14 protein-coding genes and 1 tRNA gene are annotated in these 14,921 nt (G+C 43.8%); 8 read left to right on the top strand and 7 right to left on the bottom strand.

Features of this window, described 5'->3' with window-relative positions; genetic code table 11:
- Window positions 1-66: 66 nt before the first annotated feature.
- The 4 genes from H571_RS0100715 to H571_RS0100700 all read right to left on the bottom strand — a co-directional run bounded on the left by H571_RS0100715 (window position 67) and on the right by H571_RS0100700 (window position 3,423).
- A tRNA-Gln gene (locus tag H571_RS0100715) sits at window positions 67-141 on the bottom strand.
- A gap of 22 nt (window positions 142-163) precedes the next feature.
- Window positions 164-1,057 carry a 4-(cytidine 5'-diphospho)-2-C-methyl-D-erythritol kinase gene (gene ispE / locus H571_RS0100710; RefSeq protein WP_036217025.1) on the bottom strand — a complete coding sequence of 298 codons (894 nt, stop codon included), beginning with the start codon at window positions 1,055-1,057 and terminating at the stop codon, window positions 164-166.
- A 5-nt stretch (window positions 1,058-1,062) separates the two neighbouring features.
- Complete coding sequence (gene lolB, locus H571_RS15365) at window positions 1,063-1,650, bottom strand: lipoprotein insertase outer membrane protein LolB (RefSeq protein ID WP_051168038.1); 588 nt, start codon at window positions 1,648-1,650, stop codon at window positions 1,063-1,065.
- Between the two features lie 18 nt (window positions 1,651-1,668).
- Entirely contained in the window at window positions 1,669-3,423 is a 1,755-nt protein-coding gene (locus H571_RS0100700; RefSeq protein WP_027847625.1) for a tetratricopeptide repeat protein, read from the bottom strand.
- Window positions 3,424-3,596: 173 nt separating this feature from the next.
- Between H571_RS0100700 and hemA the strand changes: the two genes are divergently transcribed.
- From hemA to H571_RS13715, 7 genes are all read left to right on the top strand, one after another.
- Window positions 3,597-4,862, top strand: coding sequence for a glutamyl-tRNA reductase (gene hemA, locus H571_RS0100695; protein ID WP_027847624.1), 1,266 nt, complete (start codon window positions 3,597-3,599; stop codon window positions 4,860-4,862).
- A gap of 20 nt (window positions 4,863-4,882) precedes the next feature.
- Complete coding sequence (gene prfA, locus H571_RS0100690; protein ID WP_027847623.1) at window positions 4,883-5,968, top strand: peptide chain release factor 1; 1,086 nt, start codon at window positions 4,883-4,885, stop codon at window positions 5,966-5,968.
- The gene (prmC, locus tag H571_RS0100685) at window positions 5,958-6,806 is read left to right on the top strand and encodes a peptide chain release factor N(5)-glutamine methyltransferase (RefSeq protein ID WP_036217022.1); all 849 of its coding nucleotides are present in this window, start codon (window positions 5,958-5,960) and stop codon (window positions 6,804-6,806) included. Before prfA ends, prmC begins: the two co-directional genes overlap by 11 nt.
- A 182-nt stretch (window positions 6,807-6,988) precedes the next feature.
- A complete protein-coding gene (locus H571_RS0100680) occupies window positions 6,989-7,495 on the top strand; it encodes a winged helix-turn-helix transcriptional regulator (protein ID WP_036217019.1) in 507 nt (168 codons plus the stop codon).
- A gap of 9 nt (window positions 7,496-7,504) precedes the next feature.
- Window positions 7,505-8,257, top strand: coding sequence for a HesA/MoeB/ThiF family protein (locus H571_RS0100675; RefSeq protein WP_211219739.1), 753 nt, complete (start codon window positions 7,505-7,507; stop codon window positions 8,255-8,257).
- On the top strand, window positions 8,250-9,161 hold the full coding sequence (locus H571_RS0100670; RefSeq protein ID WP_027847619.1) for a DMT family transporter: 912 nt from the start codon (window positions 8,250-8,252) through the stop codon (window positions 9,159-9,161). The genes H571_RS0100675 and H571_RS0100670 overlap by 8 nt, the downstream gene beginning before the upstream one ends.
- A 145-nt stretch (window positions 9,162-9,306) precedes the next feature.
- Window positions 9,307-10,266, top strand: coding sequence for an RpnC/YadD family protein (locus tag H571_RS13715; protein ID WP_036217017.1), 960 nt, complete (start codon window positions 9,307-9,309; stop codon window positions 10,264-10,266).
- A gap of 84 nt (window positions 10,267-10,350) precedes the next feature.
- On the opposite strand, the gene gatB is transcribed toward H571_RS13715, so the two are convergent.
- The 3 genes from gatB to gatC form a co-directional block, all read right to left on the bottom strand.
- Window positions 10,351-11,799 (bottom strand): Asp-tRNA(Asn)/Glu-tRNA(Gln) amidotransferase subunit GatB, encoded by a 1,449-nt coding sequence (gene gatB / locus H571_RS0100660; protein ID WP_027847618.1) that lies wholly within the window; start codon window positions 11,797-11,799, stop codon window positions 10,351-10,353.
- A gap of 81 nt (window positions 11,800-11,880) precedes the next feature.
- A complete protein-coding gene (gatA, locus tag H571_RS0100655; RefSeq protein WP_027847617.1) occupies window positions 11,881-13,332 on the bottom strand; it encodes an Asp-tRNA(Asn)/Glu-tRNA(Gln) amidotransferase subunit GatA in 1,452 nt (483 codons plus the stop codon).
- Window positions 13,333-13,375: 43 nt separating this feature from the next.
- On the bottom strand, window positions 13,376-13,663 hold the full coding sequence (gene gatC, locus H571_RS0100650; protein WP_027847616.1) for an Asp-tRNA(Asn)/Glu-tRNA(Gln) amidotransferase subunit GatC: 288 nt from the start codon (window positions 13,661-13,663) through the stop codon (window positions 13,376-13,378).
- 202 nt (window positions 13,664-13,865) lie between these two features.
- On the opposite strand from gatC, the gene H571_RS0100645 reads away from it, so the two are divergent.
- Window positions 13,866-14,903, top strand: coding sequence for a rod shape-determining protein (locus H571_RS0100645; protein WP_027847615.1), 1,038 nt, complete (start codon window positions 13,866-13,868; stop codon window positions 14,901-14,903).
- The last annotated feature ends 18 nt before the right edge of the window (window positions 14,904-14,921 follow it).

The raw sequence follows: 14,921 nt of genomic DNA, 5'->3' as shown, positions 1-14,921 counted from the left end.
GCTGACTGAGGTATTACGGAGGATGGGTGGTTGCCGGAACCAGCCCGAAGAATACTTATGTAAAAGTGGCTGGGGTAGGAAGATTCGAACTCCCGGATGGCTGGACCAAAACCAGCTGCCTTACCACTTGGCTATACCCCAACATTACGGTGGCGAATTATAGCTAAGCAAAATTAAAAAGTGAACCTTTGTCTGCTATCAATTTTACATGCGCTAAAGATTGGTTACAGCTTTTAGTAACCCAAGCTTGGGGTTTAAAGCCAGCAAAGTTACTCGGCAGCTTGTTTAGCAGGGCGTTGGCTTGCTCTAGAGTATTCATTTTGCAATAAACACTGGCACCACTTCCTGTAAGAAAAGGCTGCTGATTTTCTGCCAATAACCAAGCAAAAGTAGCTTCCACTGCTGGGTAAAGCTGCCTAACTAGGGCTTCAAAATCATTTTCTCCTAAATGCTGGTTTGCATTGTTAGGGTTGATTAAAGGCGTAGCGCGAGGTAAGTCTGGGTGACTAAACAGTTTGCCTGTATCACAGTGGCAGCCAGGAAAAACTAACAGGTAAAGTGCCTCTTCTGCTTTGATAGGTGTAAGAATTTCACCTACCCCCTCGGCCCAAGCAGTTTGTCCAAATATAAAAATAGGGAGGTCGGCACCTAACTGTAAACCGATTTCTGCTAACTGCGTTAGGTTTAACCCCAGTTGCCATAGCTGATTAAGTGCCAATAAAGTAGTGGCAGCATCTGAACTGCCAGCACCTAAACCACCACCCATAGGAAGGTTTTTTTGTAAGTGGATTTTAACACCCAGGCGGGGGTTGGCACGCAAGGGCTGCAATAGACGCACCGCACGCATAACCAAGTTATCTTCTAAAGCCACGCCGTTTAAGGGTGGGTGAAGGCTAATTTCACCCTTGTTATTTAGCTGAAAGTGCAGCTCGTCTTGCAGGTCTAAAAACTGAAATAAGGTTTGCAGTTGATGGTAACCATCAGGCCTTTTACCTGTAATGTGTAGTAGTCGGTTAATTTTAGCCGGTGCGGGCAGGCTAAGTTGGGTAGCGGGCATAGTGCTTATAAACCTTGGTTGGGCGCAGCAAAAATTTGCCACTTGTTTATGGCTAAACGAAAACTTAATTGGCCTTTCTCTGCTACCAGCAAGCTAGGTAATTGGTGTTTGCCTAGCTGGGAAAAACGTCGCCATTCAACCCTCCAGCCATTTTGAATAAAAGTTTGTTCGTCTATTGTTTGGTAATTTCCTGGTGCAGTAATGCCACGTATCCAATAAACCATATTTGATAAAGGCAGCTCCCAGCCGGAGTTTTCTGCTAAAAGTTGTTCAGGGCTTGAAGCCTCTACTTGTTTACCATCAGAGGTAGTAAGAATAACCTTAAATGGCCTGCCCTCAAGGCGTGCACTGCCTTGCCCTAAAGGACCAAAAAGTTGTAATTGGTAGTTATAGCCATTTTGTTGCCAGTCTAAATTAGCTGAGTGGTTGTCTTTTTCATTAGCAAAGGCAATACGCCCCTGTGCTTGCCAGTGCCAAAGTTGAGCGTTAGGTTTTAGGTCGGCGGTAGCACTAGGTAGGTTGGGCTGGTTAGAACAGGCGCTAAGGATAAGTAATAAACCACCAAGTAATAGAAACTTTAAATAAAATTGCATAGGGTTGATAACACGCTTTTATGGAGTGGGTTGTAAATTTAGTTCTGGGTAGCGTTTTAACAAGGCTTCAGCTTGTTCGTTTTGGTTCAGTTGCCAAAACACTTGAATTAAGTGCTCGGCAATCTCGCTTTCTTCTAATCGTGCGTAGGCTTCTTCTAGGTATTCAAGTGCTTCTTCGTAGCGACCTAGTTTATAAAGCGCCCAGCCTAGGGAGTCTAAAATTTCAGCAGACTCACTGTCTAGGGCATGGGCTTTTTGAATTAGAAGCAAACCCTCATTCACCCGTTCAGTTTTATCTACCAGAGTGTAGCCTAGGGCATTTAGTGCAGTTGCATTATTAGGATCAATAGTTAACAGAAGGTTTAAGTCTTCTTCCATTTGATTTAGGTCGTTGAGATGAAAGTTAAGCAAAGCCCGAGTGTAAAGTAATAAGGGCGACTCTTGGTTTTCAGGTAGCAGTTGTCGCCCAGTATCAACCCAATTAAGTGCAGCAGTGTAATCTTTTTGTTGGCGTAGTAGCTGCTCTCCTATAAGGGTGAGTGGTACGCTTAATTCTGGGGCTTGATTACGTTTCTCTTGCAGTAAACCTAAGGCTGCTGCTGCCATCTTCTGTTCTATTAATAGTCTTACACTTGCTCGTATAGCTGCTAATAGCGGTTCACCACTAGCAACCTGATCGTAGTGTTCCAAGGCTAGTTGCCACTTGTTGTCTCTTTCTGCCAACTGCCCTAAAAGCAGCCAAGATTGATCAGCTAAAGCTTCGTATCCAGTTAGTTGTTCAAGTGTTTGCTTTGCTGCTGTGTACTGCTCTGTTTCTATTTGAATACGCGCTAAAGCAAGGCGAATCGGTAGGTTGTCTGGCTGTAGGCTAATAATATGATCGAAGGTTTTTTGTGCTTTAGGTAGCGCTCCTGCTTTAAGTTGGGTACGCGCTATTTCTAACCAAAGCCTGACTTCTTCAGGGTTATTCTTAAGTGCTTGATGCAATAGTTGTTCGGCCTTAGAAAACGCACCCTTTTGACGAAGCAATTCAGCTTTAAGTTGCAGTGCGCGTACATTGTTGGGGTTGATAGCTAAGGCTGTTATAAGGTGTTGGCTGCTAGCTTGCTGATCCCCTAGCTCATCACTTAATAAAGCTAGCGCAGTTTCTAAATCGCTGCTGGTTTCTTGGCGCTGTTGTTTTTCTTCTAGCATTTTTTGGTAAAGGTCACTAATAACCGGGTTGTTTTTTTCAGTTAAGTGGCTAGCTAAAAGGGTGTAGTTGCTTTCGCCGCTAAGTTTTTCGAATTTAAGCAGGTGATCAAAGGCATCTAGGTATTGTTCATTTTGTAAAAGTAACCCTGCAGCAGTACGCTGTGCATCTGGGTTTTTTGGTGCTAGGGTTGCCCATAAGATAGCAGCATCTAAAGCGGCTTTAGGCTGTTGGGCAAACTGTGCTATCCAGCTAGTGCGCTCGGCTATAAGTGGGTGCTGTGTTTGTAGTGCAAGTGCAGAATAAACCTCTAGAGCATAGTCCAGATCATTACGCTGACCTGCTAGCTCGGCACTAAGTAGGTAGAAAACTAAAGAACCGTTGAGCGCTTTTTTATAGCTTAAATCGCCTTCGTCTGGTGATTGCTGCTCGTCTTGGTAAAAAGTTAAAATTGCACCTATAGCAGGTTTTTCTGTTAAGGATTCATTGTTGGCCTTAGGTGTTGCGCAGCCGTAAATAAGGCCAACTAAACCTAGCACTAGTAGCGCCTTGAGCGACTTAAGTAAGGAAACTTTAAGCATTATTCGAACATACCTGTACATTTTCTATGTGCTATCATAGCCTTCTTCTGATGCATCGCTCAGCTTTTTTATGTAAGTTGCTGTTTGCTTGAGTGATTTTTATGTCCCTGTTTTTAAACGGGCGGAATGACTTGTTTGTGGAGTGACGTTTGACAGTGCCAGCAGTAAAGCCAATGCGATTCTTAGCTCTAGGCATAAATCATAAGACAGCTCCAGTCGCTATACGCGAGCGAGTTGCTTTTACTCCTGAACAACTGGAGGCGGCTAGCCTGCAGCTACGCGGTCACCAGAGTATCAAAGAAGCTGCTATTTTATCTACCTGTAATCGCACAGAAATTTATACCTTAATAGAAGCTGGTAATGTTAGGCCAGTGCTTGACTGGTTAAGCAGCTTTCACTCCCTCCCTTTTGAAGATGTTGCACGCTACAGCTACATTCATGAAGACCAAGCCGCAATTGCTCATATTATGCGAGTTGCTAGTGGCTTAGATTCTATGGTGCTGGGCGAGCCACAAATTCTAGGTCAGTTAAAAGATTCTTACGATTTAGCTAAGAAAGAAAGTCTTTTGGGCAGTGGTTTGGAGTTACTTTTTCAACAGGTTTTTGCCACCGCAAAAAAAGTAAGAACAGAAACCGGCATAGGTACTAACCCTATATCCATAGCTTATGCTGCGGTGAACTTATCTCAGCGTATTTTTACCGATTTAACAAAAAATACGGCCTTGCTTATAGGTGCAGGTGAAACCATAGAACTGGTTGCACGGCATTTAAACAATGCAGGCGTGGCAAAAATGATTATTGCTAACCGTACCGTTGAAAGAGCACAAGCTTTGGCAGGTGAGGTGCAAGGTAAGGCAGTGGCTTTAAATGAAATTCCACATTATTTAGCCAAAGCAGACATAGTGATAAGCTCCACTGCCGCACCTCTACCAATTATAGGTAAGGGCATGGTTGAAGATGCCATTAAGCAGCGCCGCCACCGCCCCATGCTTATGATAGATATTGCTGTACCTAGAGATATAGAATCACAGGTGGGCGAGTTAGATGATATTTTCTTATTTACGGTTGATGATTTAAAAGAAACAATTGAAGAAAACCTTGCTGCTAGGCGTGAAGCGGCTGAAGAAGCTGAAGCATTAATTCTAGTCAGTGTACAAGAGTTTTTACGCAGTTTACGAGTGCGCGATGCAGGGCGTATGATTCGTGTTTTTCGTCAACGTGCGCAGCAGTTAGCAGAAGATGAGTTGGCTTTGGCTTTAAGCCAGTTAGACCAAGGCCAAGATGCACGCGATGTAATGCAAAAATTATGTCGTAGCCTTACCAATAAATGGCTGCATGACCCAACCTTAAAAATTCGTGAAGCCTCGGCAGAAAACCGTAGTGATCTTTTAGCCGCTGCTGCACAATTATTAAATCTAGAAGCCTCAGACAAACTTTAATTTCTTTGCTGGAATAATGAATGAAACCTTCAATACAAGCCAAGCTAGATCACCTTGCTGATCGCTTTGAAGAGCTATCGGCCCTCCTATCAGACCCAGAGACACTAGGTGATCAGGAAAAGTACCGTAACTACTCTAAAGAGTATTCAGACTTAGAACCCATTATTCAAACCTACCAAGCCTATCAGCAAGCTCAAGAAGGCATAGAAGCTGCCCAGCAAATGGCCAGTGATGAAGACTTAGAAATGCGCGAAATGGCTAGAGAAGAAATGCTTAGCCTGCAAGCTGAAATTGAGCCTTTAGAATTAGAGTTACAGCGCCTTTTAATTCCTCGTGACCCTAATGATAGCCGTAATATCTTCTTAGAAGTTCGTGCAGGAACGGGTGGTGATGAAGCTGCTTTGTTTGCTGGTGATTTGTTTAAAATGTACAGCCGTTATGCAGATAACAAAGGCTGGCAGGTAGAAACACTAAGCGTAAGCCACGGCGAAATGGGCGGTTATAAAGAAATTATTTCCCGTATTAGCGGTAAAGACGTGTATTCTCACCTTAAGTTTGAATCGGGTGCACACCGTGTACAGCGCGTTCCAGCCACTGAATCGCAAGGCCGAGTGCATACTTCAGCTTGTACAGTTGCCGTTATGCCAGAAGCAGATGAAGTGGGTGAAGTGGATATTAACCCTGCCGATTTAAAAGTTGATACCTACCGTTCATCGGGTGCGGGTGGTCAGCACGTTAACACCACCGATTCCGCCATTCGTATTACTCACCTACCAACAGGTTTGGTAGTGGAATGCCAAGAAGAACGTTCGCAACACAAAAACCGTGCTAAGGCGATGGCTTGGCTAGCAACACGCCTAAAGCAGCAAATGGAAGATGCTGCACAGAAAGATCAGTCTGACACACGCCGTTCGCTAGTGGGCAGTGGTGACCGTTCAGAGCGCATTCGCACCTATAACTTCCCTCAAGGTCGGGTGACTGATCACCGAGTCAACCTTACTTTATATAACCTAGATGAAGTAATGAACGGCGAACTAGACAGCGTACTGTCTGTGTTGGCACAAGAACAGCAAACTGAATTGTTGGCAGGTTTGAGTGCTAGCTAAGGGTTTAACGTTAAGTGAGTGGTTAGCAGCCGCTTACTTGCAGTTGCAAAAAGCTGGGATAGACAATGCTCGCCAAGAAGCTGACTATTTGCTTGGGCACTTACTACAAAAAAATTCTGCATACTTTTACGCCTACCCTGAAGTCGAACTGCAAGCTAAGCAATTAGAGCAGCTTGAAGTTTGGCTAAAAGAACGTATTACAGGTAAACCCTTGGCTTGGATTCTAGGTGAATGGGAATTTTGGGGGCTAACTTTGCAAGTTTCTCCCGCAACCCTTATTCCCCGTGCCGATACTGAGCGTTTAGTGGAACTGGCTTTAGACTTAACCCTTAAGCCTAAGGCTAGAGTTTTAGATTTAGGTACAGGCACGGGCGCGATTGCTTTAGCAATAAAGTCAGAGCGTCCAGACTGGCAGGTAGATGCCGTCGACTTCAAGCTAGATGCGGTTAGCCTTGCTAGAAAAAATGCTCGCCAATTACAGCTAGATATTCGTGTTTGGCAATCAGATTGGTGGCAACAAATACCAGCTCAAACCTACGACCTTATTCTAAGTAACCCACCTTATATTCACCCAAAAGACCCTCACTTATCTCAGGGGGACTTACGGTTTGAACCAAAAACCGCCCTAGTGGGGGGGGAAGATGGTTTGCAAGCCTACCGTGAACTCCTAACGCCTATTCAAAACCGTTTAGTAACAGGTGGTTATCTTTTAGTAGAACACGGCTATGATCAAGCTGCTGCTGTTGCGGCATTGTTTTCCCTCGCAAACCTTAGGGATATTAAGACTTACACCGATTATTTAGAGCAGCCAAGAGTAACTTTAGGCTGCAAAACCTGAGTTACAACTTGTAATGCGGCTAGTCAAAAGCAAGTTAACATGATAAATAACTAAAGCCGTATAACCTTATGGGATAATCATCTGTGCAGAGGGATGTGCAAAGCTACTAGGTTTCTAAAGCCCAGCGGCTAGATTAAAATAAATATAAAAATGCTATTAAAACAATAAAAGGCAGTCCTAACATGAAGAACGTTAAGTCTCGCACGCTTGATAAAATTGACCTGAAAATCCTCCAAGCTTTACAAGAAAATGCGCGTATTTCCTATGTTGATTTAGCTAACAAGGTAGGGCTTTCAACAACCCCCTGCTTAGAAAGAGTTAAACGCTTAGAGCGCAATGACATTATTAAAAGCTATAAAGCCATTCTTAATCCCCAGTACCTACGTGCTAAACTCTTAGTTTTTGTAGAAATTAGCTTAGAAACACAAACACCAGAAGTGTTTGAAGAGTTTCGTAAAGCAGTTAATAAACTGCCACAAATACAAGAGTGTCATTTGGTTTCTGGTCAGTTTGACTACATTTTAAAGTGTCGTATTCCAGAAATGGGGGCTTACCGCCAGTTACTTTGCGATGTGGTCCTTAGTTTACCTGGTGTTAAAGAGTCTAAAAGCTATGTGGTTATGGAAGATGTAAAAGAGGATACTTCTTTGCATATTCCTACCTTAGAAGAACTAGAAGAAGGGTGCTAGATACAAGCCATGAATGATCAGCAGTTATTGCGTTTTAGTCGGCAAATACTCTTGCCAGAAGTTGATATCGCTGGTCAAGAACGGCTTATCAATAGCAAGGTTTTAATTGTTGGCTTGGGTGGGCTAGGTTCTCCAGTTGCTCTATATTTGGCAGCCGCTGGGGTGGGTGAATTACACCTAGCCGACCCAGATCACGTTGATTTATCTAATCTGCAGCGGCAAATTATTCACCAAGAAGCCAGCCTTAATCAGCAAAAGGTTGATTCGGCCAGCGAACGCTTAAAGCAACTGAACCCCGCAATAAAAATTATTACCCATAATAGCTTGTTACAGGGTGAGGCTATGCTAGAAGCGGTTAAAGCGGTTGATCTAGTCTGTGATTGTTCTGACAGGTTTTCTACCCGTTTTGCGGTGAACCGTGCCAGTCAGCAAGCTAAAAAGCCCTTGGTGTTTGGTGCAGCAATACGCTTTTCTGGGCAGATGTCGGTATTTGATCCACGCTTAGCAACGAGTCCTTGTTATGCCTGTATTTACGATGAAAACTCAGACGATGCAGAACTAAGCTGTTCAGAAAGCGGTGTGCTATCGCCTCTGGTTGGGGTGATAGGTAGTTTGCAAGCCTTGGAGGCACTAAAAGTATTGGGTGGTTTTGGTGAACCAGCGATAGGTAAATTATTAACTTACGATGGGTTGCGCTCAGAAATGCGTAATTTAAAGCTGCAAAAAGACCCAGCTTGTTCTTGTTGTGCTAACCATGCTTAATCTCTTTTCTTCACCTTGGCTAGTTCGTTTTGCTCCTTGGTTTTTTGTACTTCTGTGGAGTACAGGTTTTATTAGTGCCAAATACGGCCTTCCCTACAGTGAACCCTTTGTATTCCTTTCTTGGCGTATGGCATTTAACCTGCTGTGTTTTGCCCTATTATTAAAAGTTTTTTCAGTTCGCTTACCGCGTAGCTGGCGCTTATGGCGACAACAGTTAATAGCCGGTTCGTTAATTCACGGTGCCTATTTAGCCGGTGTTTTTTCAGCCATAGATGCAGGTGTGCCAGCGGGCTTAACGGCTTTATTGGTGGGTTTGCAGCCTTTGTTAACCGGTGTGGTGGTTTATTTTGTTTGGCAGCAAAGGTTAGGTTTGCGCCAATGGTTAGGTTTAATGTTGGGTTTGGTGGGCGTTATTTTGGTTTTGCAACAAACCTCTGCCATGCAGTTGCAGCAAGTGAATTTAACTTGGCAAGGCTTGGTTTGGGTGCTGCTGGCACTGCTAGGCATAACTTGGGGTACTATTTATTCTAAAAATGCCTGTGAAGCCCAGTCACCTTTATCGGCTTCTTTTATTCAGTATTGTGCTACCTTGGTACTGACTTTGCTAATGGTGATTGTTAAGGGTGAAGGTGCGGCTGAATGGCATCCAGATTTTATTTTAGCTTTGGGTTGGTCAGTGTTGGTGCTTTCGGTGGGCGCAATTTTATTGCTACTGGTGATGATTAATGCCGGTGAGTCCACACGCACTGCTAGTTATTTTTACCTAGTGCCACCTTTAACTGCCTTAGAAGCTTGGTTGTTGTTTGATGAACAAATGACTGGCCTAGCTTTAATGGGGATGGTTATAACCGTGTTTGGTGTTTACTGGGCTAACCGAGCGGTGAAGGGTAAGGGAAATAGTTAAATACTGTTCAGTAGCTTAAAATCTAGCAGCTATAACTCTAGACAAGAGCTGCAGCTAAGTTTTTTGCTAGCTTGTCTTTTAACCTAATTAGCATATTTTACAAACTAGACTAGGCTAGAATAATTACTACCAAAAAGGAGTTTGTATGAATGACCTAGATGCTAGTTATGAAGAAGCAGTACGTTCCGACTACGACGGTGCTTGGAAAGCAGCCTTGGAAAAGTATTTTAATGAATTTCTTGCACTATTATTTCCAGCCATTCATAACGAAGTGGATTGGAGTAGGGGTTATGAGTTTCTTGATGGTGAACTAGAAAAGATAACTGTTGATGCCAAAACTGGTCGTCGTTACACCGATAAACTAGTTAAAGTTTACTACCATGATGGTACTGAAGAATGGCTGTTAATTCACGTTGAAATTCAAAGTTCCCCTGAATCAAAAGGTGTTTTTGCACGGCGCATGTTTACCTACTGGTCACGCTTAATTGATCGTTTCCAAGTAGATGTTGTAAGCCTTGCAGTCTTGGCTGATACTAATCTGAAATACCGACCCAATACTTTTTACTTTAGTCGTTCGGGAACTGAAAACACCTTCACCTATCCAATGGTTAAACTAACGGATTATGAAAGCGAAGCTAACTGGGCTGACCTAGAAGCCAGTGACAACGTATTTGCTTTATTGGTTATGGCACAAATCAAAGCCAAACGACTCAAAGGTAACAATGAAGGCCTATTTGATTTTAGATTAGGTTTAACACGGTCACTTTATAAACGGGGTTACACTCGTGAGCAGGTGGTTGAGCTATTTAACTTTATTGGCTGGATGATTCAACTACCAGAGTCACTCGAAGATCGACTATTTGAAGCCATTAAAGCTGTGGAAGAGGAATTAAAAATGCCTTACATAAATTTAGTTGAAGAATATGGAAGAAAGCAGGGAGTGGAGCAAGGAATAGAGCAAGGAATAGAAAAGCAGCGTGAAAAAACAGCACTTAACATGGTGATGCAAACAGAATTGAATGATCAGACTATTGCAGCCATTACAGAGCTTTCTATTCAAGAAGTTGCTCAGCTACGCTCAAAGCTAGCTAATAAAAAGAAATAGCACAGCGTTTGATACTGGCTTTGCCAATAAAAAAATAAAAGCCACTTTTTGAAGTGGCTTTTACACTTTTTAGCCAGCTAGTTGTTAACCATTAAGCTTTTTAGCGAGCAGTTCGTTAACCGCTTTGGGGTTGGCTGTGCCTTTTGAAGCTTTCATTATTTGTCCTACAAAGAAGCCGACCATCTTGCCACGCTTGTCTGGCTCAGCAGCGCGGTATTGTTCAACCTGTGCTGTGTTTTTAGCCAAGACTTCATCAACAAGTGCTTCAATAGCACCGGTATCGGTAACCTGCTTAAGTCCTTTGGTTTCAATAATTTCATCGGCTGTTTGGCCTTCTTTTGCCCAAAGTGCAGCAAAAACCTGTTTGGCTGCGCCGCTGCTGACGGTGTCATCTTTTACACGCTGCAATAAACCCGCTAGTTGTTCAGGTGTAATCGCTGCTTGGTCTATTTCGATAGCATCACGGTTAAGCTGTGCTGAAAGTTCGCCGCTTACCCAGTTAGCAGCCAGTTTGGCATCGCCGCTTAATTCAGCCACCTTGTCGAAATATTCCGCTAACGGACGACTGCTAGACAACACGCCTGCATCGTATTCAGAAAGCCCTAGCTGTTCAGTAAAACGCTGGCGCTTTTGTTCAGGCAGCTCTGGCAGTGCATCTTTGAGCTGTTGAACATAAGCTGGGTCAACTGCAATGGGTAATAAGTCAGGGCAGGGGAAGTAGCGGTAGTCGTTGGCATCTTCTTTAGAACGCATCGCCCGTGTTTCATCTAGGTCTGGGTCATACAGGCGAGTTTGTTGGGCAATACGACCACCGTCTTCTAGAATTTCGATTTGGCGCTGAATTTCATAGTTAATGGCTTTTTCAACAAAGCGGAAGGAGTTAACGTTTTTAATTTCACAACGGTTGCCTAGTTTTTCTTGGCCTTTAGGGCGTACAGAAACGTTGGCATCGCAGCGCATAGAGCCTTCAGCCATATTGCCATCGGAAATACCTAAGTAGGTAATAATCGAATGGATAGACTTTAAAAAAGCCACCGCTTCTTTGGCTGAACTCATTTCAGGTTCGGTAACAATTTCGATTAGCGGCGTACCCGCACGGTTTAAATCAACCCCTGTCATGCCTTGGAAATCTTCATGCAGACTTTTACCGGCATCTTCTTCTAAGTGGGCATGGTGAATGGCTATGCGCTTAGTACCACCGTTTTCTAAGGCGATATCTAGATAACCACGACCTACAATCGGCGCGGCCATTTGAGTGGTTTGATAGCCTTTGGGCAAGTCTGGGTAGAAGTAGTTTTTGCGGTCAAAGGTGGTGATGGCTGGAATTTCGCTATGTACCGCAAGCCCGAATTGAATGGCCATTTCAAGTGCTTGTTTATTCAGCACAGGCAAAGTACCTGGCATGGCTAGGTCTATAATGCTGGCTTGGCTGTTGGGTTCTGCACCAAAAGTTGTGCTGCTACCCGAAAATATTTTAGTTTTGGTGGCGAGCTGAGTGTGTATCTCAAGCCCAATAACGGCTTCCCATTGCATAGTGCAAACCTTTTTTAAATGAATTGTTTAACTCTAGCTTGTCTGTTTTCAGTGAATCGGCTTTCCTGCCTTCATTATTCACTAAGTAAGTTGCGGCTTTTGTAAATGGTGATCGGTTGCCTGCTGAAACTGGTGTGCTGCGTTTAAAAGTTTGGCTTCGCTAAAGTGATTACCAATGAGCTGCATACCTACGGGGCGCTGATTGATTTGACCTACAGGTACTGAAATAGCCGGTAAGCCAGCAAGGTTAACGCCTAGGGTGTAAATATCACCTAAATACATTTGTACCGGATCAATGCTGTTGCTGCCTAGATCAAAAGCTGGGTTAGGCGTGGTGGGTGCAACAATTAAATCGACTGATTGGAAAGCTGTTTGGAAGTCTTCTGCAATTAGGCGACGAATTTGCTGTGCTTTATTGTAGTAAGCATCATAAAAGCCTTCAGACAACGCATAAGTACCAATTAGAATGCGGCGCTTTACCTCTTCACCAAAGGCTTCTGAGCGTGAACGCTTGTAAAGGTCTTCTAAATCTACAGGGTTTTCGCAGCGGTAGCCGTAGCGAACACCATCAAAGCGTGACAGGTTAGAGCTGGCTTCTGCAGGGCTAATAACATAATAAGCAGGAATCGCCATGCGTGTTAGCGGCAGGCTAATTTCTTTTACACTAGCGCCTAGCTTTTCAAGTTCTTTAATTGCCGCTTGAATGCGCTCTGCGGTTTGTGGGCTTAGGTCATCAGCAAAGTATTCTTTAGGCATACCTAGCGTCATGCCTTGCAATGAAGTGCCTAGTTGGCTTAGGTAGTCAGGTACTGGATGATCTAGGCTAGTAGAATCACGTTCATCAAAACCTGCCATCTGTTCTAGTAACAAAGCACAGTCTTCGGCAGAGCGAGCCATAGGACCAGCTTGATCCATGCTAGAGGCATAAGCGACCATGCCCCAACGAGAAACACGACCATAGGTAGGTTTTAAACCAGTGATGCCACAAAATGCCGCTGGTTGGCGAATAGAACCGCCGGTATCTGTTCCTGTTGCTGCTGGCACTAAACGAGCGGCCACTGCGGCTGCTGAACCACCGGATGAACCGCCAGCAACGGCTTGAGTATCCCAAGGGTTTTTTACTGAGCCATAAAAAGAGCTTTCGTTAGAAGAACCCATGGCAAATTCATCTAAATTGGTTTTACCCAAAGAAACTGCACCCGCATTTTTAAGCTTAGCTACTACGCTTGCATCGTAAGGTGCTATAAAGTTATCGAGCATTTTGGAGCCGCAGGAGGTTTTTATACCTTCGGTACAAAAAAGGTCTTTGTGTGCAATAGGAATACCGGTTAGTGGAGTTGCCTTGCCAGCCGCTATTTGTGCGTCGGCGGCTTTAGCAGCTTCTAATGCTTCTTGTTCGGTAACAGTAATAAAAGCATTGAGCTGGGGGTTAATAATTTGAATACGTTGTAAAAAGGCTTGGGTTAGTTCAACGCTGGAAAATTTGCGTTCAGCAAGGCCTTGGGCCATTTGGGTAAGGCTGAGATCTAGCATGGGTTATCCTAGGTGTTAGTCTTATAAAGGTAAAAAACTGAGTTTATTCTACGACTCTGGGTACTAAATAAAGGCCCTTTTCTGTCGCTGGCGCAATTTTTTGTAAGTGTTCACGCTGGTCAGTTTCTGTTACCTCATCCTTACGTAAGCGTTGGGAAGCATCCATAGGGTGCGCCATAGGTTTTACACCAGCGGTATCAATACTTTGCATTTCATCCACAAGATTAAGAATGTTGGAAAGTGCTTGCGAGTAGCTTTCTTCGTCTTTTGGGTGGATACTTAGTCGGGCTAGATGAGCCACTTTATGGAGTTCTTCTACATTTAGTTTCATGAATGCACCTTTAAAATGCAGGTTGTATTTCTGCGGATAGGGTAAAGAATAACACAAGGCTGGCGCGGTGTTTATGGCAGTTTTCTGTAACGCTTATCTTTATTTAGTAAGTTTAACTATAAGTTACTTGCCCTGAACAGTTCAGGTTGCTAGAGTTTCTGCCCAGCTGAATAGGGATACATTAGGATAGGTCACCAAAAGCATGTTAAAACGTTTAAGAGGTATGTTCTCCAACGATCTTTCAATTGATTTGGGAACAGCAAACACACTAATTTATGTGCGCAGCAAAGGCATAGTACTAAACGAACCTTCAGTGGTTGCTATAAGGCACCATGGCAACAACCGTAGTGTTGCAGCCGTAGGGTTTGATGCTAAGCGTATGCTGGGTAGAACACCTGGCAACATTACTGCTATACGCCCCATGAAAGATGGTGTGATTGCAGACTTTCACGTAACAGAAAAAATGCTACAGCATTTTATTTCTAAGGTTCACGATAATAGCTTTTTAACGCCTAGCCCTCGTGTATTGGTTTGTGTGCCTTGCATGTCAACCCAAGTTGAGCGTCGTGCTATTAAAGAATCTGCTTTAGGTGCAGGTGCACGCGATGTGTTCCTAATTGAAGAACCCATGGCAGCTGCCATAGGTGCTGGCTTACCAGTTGAAGAAGCCCAAGGTTCAATGGTGGTGGACATTGGTGGCGGTACCACAGAAATTGCAATTATTTCCTTGAATGGTGTGGTTTATTCAGAATCAGTGCGTACTGCTGGTGACCGTTTTGATGAAGCAATTATTGCTTATGTGCGCCGTCACTATGGCAGCTTAATTGGTGATGCTACCTCTGAACGTATAAAGCAAGAAATAGGCTGTGCCTACCCAGGCAGTGAAATAAGAGAAATTGATGTACGTGGCCGTAACCTTGCCGAAGGTATTCCACGTAGTTTTACTCTTAATTCCAACGAGGTGTTAGAGGCCTTGCAAGAGCCACTAACCGCTATAGTGCAAGCCGTAAAAAATGCGCTAGAACAATCACCGCCAGAACTAGCTTCAGATATAGCTGAGCGCGGTTTGGTTTTAACAGGTGGTGGTGCGTTACTGAGAGATATAGATAAGCTAATCGCAGAAGAAACAGGTTTGCCAGTTATTATTGCTGAAGATCCCTTAACTTGTGTGGCTATAGGTGGTGGTAAGGCGTTGGAGCTGATAGATCAGCAAACCTTCGACCTACTATCTATTGAATAACCAATATTAGGTTAGACT

Origin of the sequence: Marinospirillum minutulum DSM 6287, from assembly GCF_000422325.1 — a bacterium.
Taxonomy (GTDB): domain Bacteria; phylum Pseudomonadota; class Gammaproteobacteria; order Pseudomonadales; family Halomonadaceae; genus Marinospirillum; species Marinospirillum minutulum.
The sequence above is the reverse complement of the archived record's forward strand: the minus strand, read 5'-3'. Positions and strand labels throughout refer to the sequence as shown.

Bases quoted from the DNA above. Each gene is read 5' to 3' on its own strand.
- gatA (WP_027847617.1), bottom strand. From the start codon at position 13,332: ATGCTAGATCTCAGCCTTACCCAAATGGCCCAAGGCCTTGCTGAACGC.
- H571_RS0100680 (WP_036217019.1), top strand. From the start codon at position 6,989: ATGAAGAACGTTAAGTCTCGCACGCTTGATAAAATTGACCTGAAAATC.
- hemA (WP_027847624.1), top strand. From the start codon at position 3,597: ATGCGATTCTTAGCTCTAGGCATAAATCATAAGACAGCTCCAGTCGCT.
- H571_RS0100675 (WP_211219739.1), top strand. From the start codon at position 7,505: ATGAATGATCAGCAGTTATTGCGTTTTAGTCGGCAAATACTCTTGCCA.
- gatC (WP_027847616.1), bottom strand. From the start codon at position 13,663: ATGAAACTAAATGTAGAAGAACTCCATAAAGTGGCTCATCTAGCCCGA.
- lolB (WP_051168038.1), bottom strand. From the start codon at position 1,650: ATGCAATTTTATTTAAAGTTTCTATTACTTGGTGGTTTATTACTTATC.
- H571_RS0100645 (WP_027847615.1), top strand. From the start codon at position 13,866: ATGTTAAAACGTTTAAGAGGTATGTTCTCCAACGATCTTTCAATTGAT.
- ispE (WP_036217025.1), bottom strand. From the start codon at position 1,057: ATGCCCGCTACCCAACTTAGCCTGCCCGCACCGGCTAAAATTAACCGA.
- H571_RS0100700 (WP_027847625.1), bottom strand. From the start codon at position 3,423: ATGCTTAAAGTTTCCTTACTTAAGTCGCTCAAGGCGCTACTAGTGCTA.
- H571_RS0100670 (WP_027847619.1), top strand. From the start codon at position 8,250: ATGCTTAATCTCTTTTCTTCACCTTGGCTAGTTCGTTTTGCTCCTTGG.
- gatB (WP_027847618.1), bottom strand. From the start codon at position 11,799: ATGCAATGGGAAGCCGTTATTGGGCTTGAGATACACACTCAGCTCGCC.
- prfA (WP_027847623.1), top strand. From the start codon at position 4,883: ATGAAACCTTCAATACAAGCCAAGCTAGATCACCTTGCTGATCGCTTT.
- H571_RS13715 (WP_036217017.1), top strand. From the start codon at position 9,307: ATGAATGACCTAGATGCTAGTTATGAAGAAGCAGTACGTTCCGACTAC.